This is a genomic window from Cupriavidus basilensis (genome assembly GCF_029335485.1).
Classification (GTDB): Bacteria; Pseudomonadota; Gammaproteobacteria; order Burkholderiales; family Burkholderiaceae; genus Cupriavidus; species Cupriavidus basilensis_E.
Genome location: NZ_JARJLM010000133.1, coordinates 1 through 9218, shown reverse-complemented (window position 1 = coordinate 9218; position 9218 = coordinate 1). Strand labels below are relative to the sequence as shown.

The window sequence follows — 9218 nt, the reverse complement described above, 5'->3', positions numbered from 1 at the left end:
ACCCGACCAGCAGCAATGCCACCGCGCCCGCGGCCACCCCGGCCAGCCGGAACTCGACCGGCAGCATGGAATTGTCGGCGGCGTACTTGAGCAGGAACGCCACGCCGAAAAAGAGGATCAGGATGCCGGCCCGGACCACGCTGTTGCCGCCCAGCAGCCAGTCGCGCGCGGCGGACACCGCGCGTTGGATGAAGTCGGGCTCCGTTGGCAGGAGCGGGGACGAGAGCGGAGGCTGCTCGCGCGGCGCGGATTGCTGCGCGGCGGCCGGCACCACAACCGCTACGGGCACCGGGACCGGCACGGTAAGGGATGGCGCCCGGACTTCGGCCGCCGTGGCGGATTCCGGCTCGGGGATCGACACCAGGGCCGGCGCTGGCACCGGGGTGGCTATCGCATCCGGCGAGACTTCCGGGAATCCTTCCGCTGGCGCGGCCGGTACCGCGGCCCCGCCGCGCACGTACGCCAGTTCGCGCTTCAATGTGGCCAGTTCCTGCTCGAGACGCGCCACGCGGGCCTCGAGCGGCAACGCCGGCGGCGGGTCCGCCGCCTCGCCATCGAAGCGGGGCCGCACCGGCCTGTCGCTGACCATCCAGCCAAAGCCGAATCCCAGTACGGCACCGGTAAGGGCGCCGCCAAAGCCTGCCGCCACTGCGCCTAGCAGCAGGCCGATCACCGCGAATATCCAGCGCATCAGATGAGATTTCGCCAAAGAGGGTTGGGTAGGCGGCGACCCGTGGCGCGTATTGTATTGATGGCCACGAAAATCCGCCCGCGGGATGCTCGCCCAGTGTAGCGCGAGGTCGATTTTTTCAGGCGATGCGGGCCGGCCGGGCGGTCACTCCTCGTCGCCATCGCTATGGATGTTGATCACGTGCCGGGCCTCGAACCAGAGCGGCATGCCGGGCGCCATTTCCTCCGTGCAATAGGGCTGGTTGTCGAGTTCGCCGCTGTAGAGATCGCCCTCGCGCCCGGTGACGGCGACCCACATGCGTTCCACGTGCTGCTCTTCGCGATCCTGCTCGTCGGTGGTGACGATGCGGAAGATCAGCTTCACCAGCTGGCCCGCCTGCAGCGCCTGCCGGGCTTCGAGCGGCGGCACCCAGAACGTCTCCGGGTGCGCCTCGCCGATCGCCTCGCCGTCATCGAGCTGCCAGCCGTCTTCTTCGATGGTCGCCAGTCGTTGGTCCATGTCCATCCTCGCAAATTCGTTCTTCACGGCCCGCATCGTAGCAAATGCACCAGGCGGTCGCGCACACGCGACATGCCGTGCGCGCCGCTTTAAGATGGCAGTTCGAAGGAGAACTCAGAAATGGCAGCAGACAAAAAAGCGGCACAGGCGGCACGCCAGCGTTGTGGCTGGTGCGGCACGCTGGAAGACTATTGCCACTACCACGATCACGAATGGGGCTTCCCCGTCGACGACGACCGGCGGCTGTTCGAGAAACTATGCCTCGAAGGTTTCCAGGCCGGCCTGAGCTGGCTCACGATCTTGCGCAAGCGGGAGGCTTTCCGGCGCGCCTTCGCCAACTTCGAGATCGACAAGGTGGCCCGCTTCGGCGAGCGCGATATCCAGCGCCTGCTCGGCGACGCCGGCATCGTGCGGCACCGGGGCAAGATCGAGGCCGCCATCAACAATGCGCAGCGCGCCCGCGAACTGCTCGAGAACGAACCGTCGCTGGCCGCCTACTTCTGGCGCTTCGAGCCCGATCCCGCCAGCCGGCCCCGGCTGCTGACGCCGGAAGTCCTGCGCACCATGGCCATCTCGCCCGAATCCACCGCGCTGTCCAAGGACCTGAAGAAACGGGGCTGGCGCTTTGTCGGCCCCACCACGATGTACGCGCTGATGCAGGCCATGGGCCTGGTCAACGATCACCAGGAAGGCTGCACGACCCGCGAGGAAGCCCTGCGGGCCCGCAGGGCATTCAAGGTGCCGCGTTGAGATGACGTATACCGGCGGCGGAAGCATTGCCGCGGTATACGGCAACGGCCAAGCCCGCCGAGGGCGGCAGCGTATACGCGAGCCGCCGACGCGATGGTGCGCGGTATACGCCGCCGCGAATCGAAAAGACCTCTGTGCGTATACGTCCCGCAATGGTTTCCTTATGTCTTTCTGTATTGTTTACGTATACAAATATAGTAGTAGTAGGTAAACGCGGGCCAATTCCGTGGATAAGTCGTTTTTTCCCTTTCCGCTCAAGGGCTTGCGAACAAGATAAGCCCTGGGGATTGCCCTGGGGTCATGGGATATCCCGGGCGGGTATACGCGACGCGCCAAAACGGCCGTGGACTTGTACGTATACGCCCCACACCTGGCCCCCAGCCGAGGCACAGCTTTCCTGCCTGCTTATCCCCAGGGTTTTGCACAGCCAGTTATCCACAGCGTGAGGTGCTGCTCGCCGCCCGGCGGCGGTTAACCTGCCTGTTGGATTTCCCTTGCAGGAGCGGCCCTCCCATCCCGTGGCTACCCGGCTTCAGTCTCTCCGAAACGCCCGTCGCTGGTCTTGCAGTCCTCGCGATCACGGAGGACGCTGGCCGACTGACTGAAATGCGCGCCTTGCCGAGGCGCGCAACAGTGCGGGCAGGCCATGCCGGCCACGCGCCCTTTCCATCGGCACGCTCCCGTTTCATCCCCGTGACAAGGGACCGGCCTCGTGGATTAAACCTGCTCCCACTTTTGGCCGGCGGCCCTAGTGCTTCTGGCGACTGTCGCCCTCGTGCATATTCGCCAAATAATGCTCGCACAAAGATGAAAACGCAGCAGTGATACACGGCATGGAAGGAATGCGGAACAGGCGTGGAGCATGCAGCCGGAGGGGCCTGTCGGCCCTGGCGGCAACTGCGGAGTAGAACCAATAAGTATTTGGAGATCCGGCCCGCCGCGATACAAGGCACTGCGCGGCGCGGCGGAATTGGGCGGGAAGAACAGGACATGCATGGCCGGCGACGATCCGGTGCGGTCTTGATATCTGGTCGATTTCAGCAAGGTCATGTTCAGGCAGGCCGGTTTGCCTCGTTGCGTAGCGACGTAGCCATCCGGCCTGCCCTTTGGTGGTCGCTTCCCTGGATTCATGGCATTGGTGCCGGCAAGGATATGCCGCCTGCCAAGGGGGACGCTCTGTTTGCAGCAGCGCAACGGGGGAAACAAAACGTGAAGGCATCCCAGCAGAGCCGGAAGCGATTGCGGACCACGCTCAAGGCCACAGCCCTGCTGCTGGCGTTGTTCGCCCGCGAGCATTGCGCCGCCGAGACGGCAGCACAGGCTGCACCGCGTGCGCAGCCAGCCGCCCGCATGGCACAGCCTGCACCGGCTAGCGGCAGGGAGCAGCTCCGGGAGCGCATCTTCGCCCTGGCCGAAGCGGGCTCGCCGAAGCTGGCGCTGGAACAGGCGGCCACGCATCCGGACGTATTCGCGCCCCGCGACCTGCTGCTGCTGGAGCACCTCGTCGTTGCCCAGCAGATCCGCTGGGCTCGGCAGCAAGCCAGCGCGTCCAATGATCCGGATCGCCTGGTTCCCGCCGACGGCGCCCTCGCCGCGGCCGATGCGCTGCTGGTCAGGATTCCCGCCGGCGACGAATACGACGGGGTCAGGCGCGCAGCCCAGGCCGACCGGATGACCGCGCTGTCCGTGCGCGGCCGCATGAAGGAAGCCACCGCGCTGTACGAGCAGCTCTCGCTGGCGCCGGAGCCACTGCCGGCCGCGGCCTATGTCGCCGCTGGCGATGCCTACGCCTATCTTGAAAAGCCCGATCTCGCCGAACACGCCTACAAACAAGGCTTGCAGAGCGTGGTCGAGCCGCTGAAGCAAACCACCGAGCCCTATGCGCTATCGCTGCCGGCGGTGCAGGAAAGCCTGTTCTTCGCCTACCTGGACCAGGGGCATTACGAAGAGGCGCGCGAACTGGTCGCGACGATGGCGCGCAACACACCGTCGCATACCGACCTGTCCGAAGACGCCGACAAGATCAATCCGGAGTACGGGCGCGTCAAGAAACTGCAGGCGCAATACCTGCTCTATACCAATCACGTGCAGGAGGGCCTGGAAGCACTGGATGCGCTGCGCAAGGATGCCCCCTTCGATCCCTCCTTCCTGACCGCGCGCGCCGACGGCTCGCTGGTGCTGGAGCGCCCCTACGCCTCCCAGAGCATCTACCGGCAAGCGCAGGCCGATCACCCCGGCGACATCGAAAGCCTGGTGGGGATCGGCAAGAGCGCCCTGCAGTTGTATCAGTACGACCAGGCCAAGGCGGTTGCCGCGGCCTTCGACGGCAACTTCCCCGACAACAACAGCGTCATGAATTTCCAGCGCGACTACCACGTCTACGAGCGTCCGCAGCTGATCATCGACGCCATCGGCGAACGTGGCAACGCCGTGCTGGCAGACCAGGCCTGGGGCGTCGACACGCGCCTCTACTCGTCGCCGCTGGCCGAGTACTGGCGTGTCTTCGCGCACCAGTACTCGGGGCGCGCCGACACCGCCGACGGCCAGAGCGTGAGCCGCGTGCGCAACGGCATCGGCGGCGACTACCGGCGCGACGGCTGGGAAGCCTCCGCCGAAGTGCACCAGTCCGCGGGCGGCAACGGCAAGACCGGCGGCACCGGCACGCTTGCCTTCCGGCCCAACGATCACTGGCGTTTCGGCGCCAGTGCCGACTCCGACGACAACGCACTGCCGTGGAAGGCCTACCAGGTTGGCGTCACCGGCCGCACCGCCCGCGCCAGCGCGCGCTATTCGCAGGACGATGCCCGCTACTTCAACGTGATGTATGGCGTATCGCGCTACAGCGACACCAACCTGCATCAGGAATGGGAGGGCACCTGGTACCAGCGGCTGATGAACCAGCCGCGCCACCAGGTCTCGATCTGGCTCGATGTGGGCTCCACCAGCAACAACCTGAACAACACTGCCTACTTCAACCCAAGGCGCGACTACACCGCGCAGCTGCGCACCATGTACCAGTGGACGCCATGGCGCTACGCCGAAAAGTCATTCAGCCAGCGCGTGTACGCCACGGTGGGCGGATACAAGGAGGACGGCTTTGGCGACAGCATGCTGTGGGAGGTTCGCCTGGAGCAGTACTGGCAGCTCGGCCGCAAGGCCTCGCTGACCTACGGCGTCGGCGTCGGCAGCAAGCGCTACGACGCCACCCGCGAAACGTCGAAGCTGATCTACGTCAACCTCAACATTCCCCTATAGGCCATCATGAGCAAGCTGAATCGCCGAACATTCATCGGACTCGCCGGCGCTTTGTCGGTGTCCCATAGCGTTCATGCAGGCTATGTCCTGTCCTTGCTGCCGCCGCGGGATCGCGACGACGGACTGACCTTCCGCGTGCTGGCGTTCCACGATATCCGCGACGACCTGCGCGCGGATGTGGGAACCGTGGGAGATACCTGCGCGATCAGCACCGCCACCCTGAACAATATCTTCGCCTGGCTCACGGGCAACGACTTCCATCCGGTCAGCATCGACCAGATCGTCGCCGCGCGCAACGGCGGCCCGCTCCTGCCGCCGCGCGCCGTGCTGCTGAGCTTCGACGATGCCTACAAGAGCCAGTACATCAAGGCCTTTCCGCTGCTGCGGCAGTACAACTATCCCGCCGTGATCGCGGTGGTGTCGCGCTGGACCAATACACCGCGGGACGAGCCGGTCCGTATCAGCCATAGGTCGGTGATGGCGCCGGGCTACTTCATGAGCTGGGACAACCTGCGCGAGATGGCAGCGTCCGGTCTGGTGGAAATCGCTTCGCACACGCACGATATGCACCACGGCGCGGTAGCCAATCCCCAGCGCAATGAGTTGCCGGCAGCCAGCACGCACCTGTACTTTGCCGACCTGAAGCGCTATGAAACCGACCAGGAGTACGAAACCCGGGTCGGTGCCGACTTGAAGCAGTGCTCCGACCTCATCGAGGCCAACACCGGCGTCCGGGTGCGCTCGATGGTCTGGCCCTACGGCATGTATAACGCGGCGCTGATCGGCGTCTCGCACAAGCTCGGCATGCGCGTCCACTTCACCCTGGACGACGGCCCCAACACGCCCGATGTGCCGTTGACCAAGATCAGGCGCCTGCTGGTCTCCTATGACTGGGATGCCGGCGTCATGATGGGCCAGTTCCGCCAGCAATCGGCTTATCGCGGGGATAACCAGCCGGTCGAACGGGTCGTCAATGTCTCGCTCGACGATGTGTACGATCCCAATCCCGATCGCCAGGAGGCCCGGCTGTCCCGGCTGCTCGACCGGATCAAGGATCTCGAACCGAAATCGGTCTACCTGCAAGCCTATTACGACCCCGACGGCAGCGGCACCGCCCAGGCGCTTTATTTCCCGAACCGCCACCTGCCGGTGCGCTCCGACCTGTTCTCGCGCGCGGCCTGGCAACTGATCACCCGCGCCGGAGTCCAGGTCTATGCGGCGCTGCCCGTGCTTGCCTACCGGCTTCCCGCAAGCCATCCGGCGTCGGACCGGCGGGTCGCGACGGTGGCGGGCGCGCCCGCGACGCCCTTCGATCCGCGCCAGCGGCAACGGCTCAGCCCCTTCGACCCGCTCGCCCGCAGCGTGATCCGCGATATCTACTACGACCTGGGCAGGTACACCAGCCTGAACGGCATCGTGTTTGGCGAGGACGCGAGCCTGAGCGATGTCGAGGATGCCAGCGACGCGGCGCTGGCCGCCTACGCCGACTGGGGGCTGCCGCGCGAGCTGGCGACGATTCGCGCCAACCCGGACCTGCTGCAGCGATGGTCGGACGCCAAGCTCCGGCACCTGATCGACTTCACGCGCCAGCTGGCGGAAGTGGTCAAGGACTACCAGGGCGGCGGCAATGTGCTGACCGTGCGCAGCCTGGCTGCGAGCGCGGTGCTGCGTCCCGATGCGGGCATGCGCCTGGCCCAGGACATCGACGCGTTCGCGGCGCACTACGACTTCGTCAACCTGATGGCCTATGCCGATGCCGGAGGCGCGCCGCCTTCGGCGGCCTGGCTCGAGGGCCTGGTGCGCGCCGTGGCCGGGCATCAGGGCGCGCTGCCGAAGACCGTCTTCGCACTGCAGACGCTCGACGCCCGCACCCAGGCGCCGATCGCCACCGCCGCGCTGCGCGAGCAGATGCAGCGCCTGCGCGCGGCTGGCGCGAAACACCTCGGCTACTGCCCGGACCAGTTCATGGTGAACCAGCCGGACCTGGCGGTGCTGCGGGATGTCATGTCCATGCAGAACCTGGTGCGGCCTTTCAGCCGAAGGAAGGTCTAAGCCTGGGTTCAGGCCCATGTCCAGAGCCAGCAAAAGAGATAGGCGGGAAAAATCATGAAGAGCACGGCAAGCCTGATTTCGAATTTCGTCTTTTACTATCCGCTGTTCATGTCGTACCTATGGATGACCGGTGGCCTGCTCCACTACTTCCTGATCGAGCGGAAAGAACGCAAGAAGACGCGGGCCGACGCGCTGCTCGATTGCCCGAAGGTCTCGGTGATCGTGCCCTGCTTCAACGAGGAAGACAACGTGCGCGAGGTGATCGCGAGCCTGGCCGAACTGCGCTATCCGAACTACAACATCATCGCCGTCAACGACGGCAGCCGCGATGCCACCGGGGAGATCCTCAACGAGCTGATCGACCAATACCCCCAACTGCTGGTGATCCACCAGAGCAATAACGAAGGCAAGGCCATCGGCCTGACCACCGCGGCCATGCTGACCGATGCCGAGTACCTGCTGTGCATCGACGGCGACTCGCTGCTCGACCGCGAGGTGATCGGCTGGATGCTGCGCCACTTCCTGCGCGACCCGGGGGTGGGCGCCGTTACCGGCAACCCGCGCATCCGCACCCGGACCTCGCTGCTGGGCCGCATGCAGGTTGGCGAGTTCTCGTCCATCGTGGGCCTGATCAAGCGGACCCAGGAAATCTACGGCCGCCTGCTCACGGTGTCCGGCGTGATCTGCATGTTCCGCAAGAGCGCGCTGCGCGGCGTGGGCTACTGGAGCCCCGACATGCTGACCGAGGATATCGATATCAGCTGGAAGCTGCAGGTCAATGGCTGGCGGCTGCATTTCGAGCCGCGCGCGCTCAGCTGGATCCTGATGCCGGAAACGCTCAAGGGCCTGTTCAGGCAGCGCCTGCGCTGGGCGCGGGGCGGCATCCAGGTATTGCAGAAATACGCGGCGCCCATCGTCACCAGGCACGAACCGATGATGTGGCCGATCTTCCTCGAGTATTCGATCAGCGTGATCTGGGCCTACTGCATGCTGTTCACGCTGGTCATGACGGCGGCGACGGCGCTGTTCGACCTGCCCGAGGCCTGGCGCTTCGCCAGCCTGCCGCGAGGAGCGGGTGTCATTCTCTTTCTGACCTGCTGCGCGCAGATCCTGGTCGGCTGCCTTATCGATCGCCGCTACGACACCAGGCTGCTGCGCTACGCCATGGACACGATCTGGTACCCGGTCGCGTTCTGGACCATCAGCATGGTCGCCTCGGTGATCGCCCTACCCAGCGTGCTGCTGCACCAGCGCCGCACGCGTGCAAGGTGGATCAGCCCCGACCGCGGCATCCGCGAGGACGCGACCGCGTCAACGCCGCCAAGGTCGCCTGCGCCTGCATCGCCCCATGTCGGGCAGTTTGAAGAGCATTCTGGAGGAGGAGTGAGACATGAGAGAGCCCATCATTGACGCATCCAACGCCACCCTGCAGCAGTATCTGCAGCACCATGCGCGCGGCAAGGCGATTCGACGATATCTCTGGTATCGGCTGGCGCGGCCCCTGCTGCTGGCAGGCATCTGGGTGGCGGCCGCGTACTACATCCACTGGTGTGTGGCGTCTGCGGGAAGCACCGAGCTCTCGCTCCGGGAGGTCATTCCCGATGCCCTGGCCGTCCTCGGCATTGGCCTGACGCTAACGCTGTGGGCCCTGGCGCGCCGCATCGGGACCAGCGTGTCCCAAGCGAGGCAGCCAGCCCGGGCTGCGCCGGCCTCGACGCTCGACCTGGCCAAGGATGTGGTGCTCTCGGTGGGCACGGGCCGTCGCCTGATGGCGTATCACGACGACGACGGCCTGGTTTCGCACGTCGCGCCACTACAGCAAGAGCTGGCCTGACCGGCACCGGCGCCCCGGTCCCTCGGGCACCGATGTGGACAGGCCGCGCCATCCTGCCTGCTCGGTCACGGTGGAGTAGCCATGCGCCCCCTCGCCATCCTGCGTGGCGTTGCCGTGATGCTTGCCGGCGCGTTGCTG

The 9218-nt window shown here is 65.7% G+C and carries 7 protein-coding genes; 5 read left to right on the top strand and 2 right to left on the bottom strand.

The genetic code is table 11. The annotated features are described in order from the left end of the window. Together P3W85_RS07730 and P3W85_RS07725 are read right to left on the bottom strand one after the other, a co-directional pair. Window positions 1–691: DUF2339 domain-containing protein (locus tag P3W85_RS07730; RefSeq protein ID WP_276264340.1), on the bottom strand; the 691-nt coding region annotated here is incomplete at its 3' end. A gap of 144 nt (window positions 692–835) precedes the next feature. Next, complete coding sequence (locus P3W85_RS07725; protein ID WP_276264339.1) at window positions 836–1189, bottom strand: DUF2314 domain-containing protein; 354 nt, start codon at window positions 1187–1189, stop codon at window positions 836–838. A gap of 120 nt (window positions 1190–1309) precedes the next feature. Between P3W85_RS07725 and P3W85_RS07720 the strand changes: the two genes are divergently transcribed. From P3W85_RS07720 to P3W85_RS07700, 5 genes are all read left to right on the top strand, one after another. After that, the gene (locus P3W85_RS07720; protein ID WP_276264338.1) at window positions 1310–1939 is read left to right on the top strand and encodes a DNA-3-methyladenine glycosylase I; all 630 of its coding nucleotides are present in this window, start codon (window positions 1310–1312) and stop codon (window positions 1937–1939) included. A 1209-nt stretch (window positions 1940–3148) separates the two neighbouring features. Next, window positions 3149–5194 carry a poly-beta-1,6 N-acetyl-D-glucosamine export porin PgaA gene (pgaA, locus tag P3W85_RS07715; RefSeq protein WP_276264337.1) on the top strand — a complete coding sequence of 682 codons (2046 nt, stop codon included), beginning with the start codon at window positions 3149–3151 and terminating at the stop codon, window positions 5192–5194. Window positions 5195–5200: 6 nt separating this feature from the next. Continuing rightward, on the top strand, window positions 5201–7246 hold the full coding sequence (gene pgaB, locus P3W85_RS07710) for a poly-beta-1,6-N-acetyl-D-glucosamine N-deacetylase PgaB (RefSeq protein WP_276264336.1): 2046 nt from the start codon (window positions 5201–5203) through the stop codon (window positions 7244–7246). A gap of 54 nt (window positions 7247–7300) precedes the next feature. After that, window positions 7301–8656 (top strand): poly-beta-1,6-N-acetyl-D-glucosamine synthase, encoded by a 1356-nt coding sequence (pgaC, locus tag P3W85_RS07705; protein WP_276264335.1) that lies wholly within the window; start codon window positions 7301–7303, stop codon window positions 8654–8656. Further along, the gene (locus P3W85_RS07700) at window positions 8637–9080 is read left to right on the top strand and encodes a hypothetical protein (RefSeq protein ID WP_017228880.1); all 444 of its coding nucleotides are present in this window, start codon (window positions 8637–8639) and stop codon (window positions 9078–9080) included. Before pgaC ends, P3W85_RS07700 begins: the two co-directional genes overlap by 20 nt. Window positions 9081–9218 lie beyond the last annotated feature (138 nt).